Origin of the sequence: Alteromonas portus (assembly GCF_005117025.1) — a bacterium.
Classification (GTDB): domain Bacteria; phylum Pseudomonadota; class Gammaproteobacteria; order Enterobacterales; family Alteromonadaceae; genus Alteromonas; species Alteromonas portus.
The window spans coordinates 1-1,654 of record NZ_SWCO01000020.1 but is presented as its reverse complement, the minus strand read 5'-3'; the positions used below and the strand labels follow the sequence as shown (position 1 = coordinate 1,654).

2 protein-coding genes are annotated in these 1,654 nt (G+C 44.1%); one reads left to right on the top strand and one right to left on the bottom strand.

Annotation, left to right across the window (positions count from 1 at the left end; genetic code table 11):
- Positions 1–329: 329 nt before the first annotated feature.
- Positions 330–1,280: an IS110 family RNA-guided transposase gene (locus tag E5672_RS19690; RefSeq protein WP_136783869.1), complete on the top strand. Its 951-nt coding sequence runs from the start codon at positions 330–332 to the stop codon at positions 1,278–1,280.
- An 87-nt stretch (positions 1,281–1,367) separates the two neighbouring features.
- Here the strand turns inward: E5672_RS19690 and E5672_RS19685 are convergent, their stop codons facing one another.
- Positions 1,368–1,628, bottom strand: coding sequence for a hypothetical protein (locus E5672_RS19685; protein WP_136783868.1), 261 nt, complete (start codon positions 1,626–1,628; stop codon positions 1,368–1,370).
- Positions 1,629–1,654: the final 26 nt, after the last annotated feature.

Below are 1,654 nucleotides of genomic sequence, written 5' to 3'. Positions count from 1 at the left end.
CGTATAACGCTAAGCTAACGGGCAGTGAAGTGGCGGCATAATCGCGAAGCGCCGCCGCGTTACTGTCCCAGTGAACGGAGTGAACGAGTTAAGCGCTTTGTATGGATAATTTTTCCCTAAATACACCACATTTCCTTTTCAAAGATGGGTAAAGTGAGGCCCAGACTTTGGCTGCAACCAAAGTTGGCTGTGTGGCAGTTCGATTGAGCGAAGGCTCCTCAATTGAGAGACCGATAACAAACATGAACACCACGCAGTGCTCCAAGCAACATACTCGAATAGTCGACTGGGCCCCGAGCTCGCATTTAGCAAACCAGAGTTAGCTTATTATGAAAAAATCAGTAGTGCAAAACATAAACGTGGGTGTAGATGTAGGTAAAGATTGTCTCGATATACATATTCGTCCGTTGGAGGAATATTTAAAAGTAAGCAACGACAAGAAAGGGATAGGTGAAGCGTTAAAAAGGTTAAGGCAATTAACGGTTGAGCGCATTGTTATTGAAGCGACAGGCCGCTATGAAATGGCGTTTGTATCTGCTTGCGCGAAAGCAGCATTACCTTTTAGTGTAGTCAATCCTGTTCATGTTAAACGCTTCGCTGGTGCGATTGGCCGTAAAGCTAAAACGGACAAACTTGATGCGGCGTTGATAGCGCATTTTAGTGAAGTAATTCAACCTGCCTTGTCGACACTAAAACCCGAGAACATTCAGAAGATGGCTGACGCGGTAGCCCGCAGAAATCAGCTTTTAGAGATGCAGACCCGTGAGAAAAACCGCCTTCAAATTATGCCAAAAACTGTTCAATCAAGCATAAAGGCAATGCTCACCGTGTTAAAAAAGCAAATTCAAAAGATGGACGACGAATTAGCCGATTTAATTCAAAGCTGCCCAGAATACCAGGCAAAAAGTGAACTGGTTCAAAGTATGCCGGGCATTGGCAAGGTGTCGGCTGCGGCCCTCATCAGCTATTTACCAGAACTTGGTTTGATGAATAGCAAACAGGTAGCCGCCCTTGTTGGCGTAGCACCCATGAACAAAGAAAGTGGCCGATACAAAGGTAAGCAAGTGACTCAAGGAGGACGTCACCAAGTCCGAACGGTTTTGTTTATGGCCATGATGTCGGCGATGCAGTGTAACGCTAAGTTTAAAGCCACCTATGAGAGGTTGGTTGCCGCTGGTAAGCCTAAGAAAGTCGCCATCATTGCCTGTGTGAGGAAGATGGTTGTCATACTAAACTCAATGGTTAGAGGTGGCGTTATGTGGGAAGAAAAAGCGGCTTAATGTTTAAGTTGACACCATAGTCGTTTGTTATATGACTCTCTTGAAAAGAGCTGAAAGCCATTCTTAGAAAAAGGCTCAATACTCAAGTTAATCACCGCTGCCTGAATAGCTACTGCTTGAACCACCCGTTCCACCACCAAACTCAGGTTTAGATGCTTTTCTTACATCGATGTCTTGTCCATGATGGAACCACCATAACCCAAAAGCTCCAAAAACAGGAACAATCCAAACAATGATTACCTGGGCAACCTTTTGAACTAGCTCTAAATCATCTCGCTTACAGAGAAATACACTTACAAATATATTAAGTAACCCGAGAACAACCAGCGTAATCCAAATTACATCCATTGTTTAAATTCTCCCAGTCATATAAC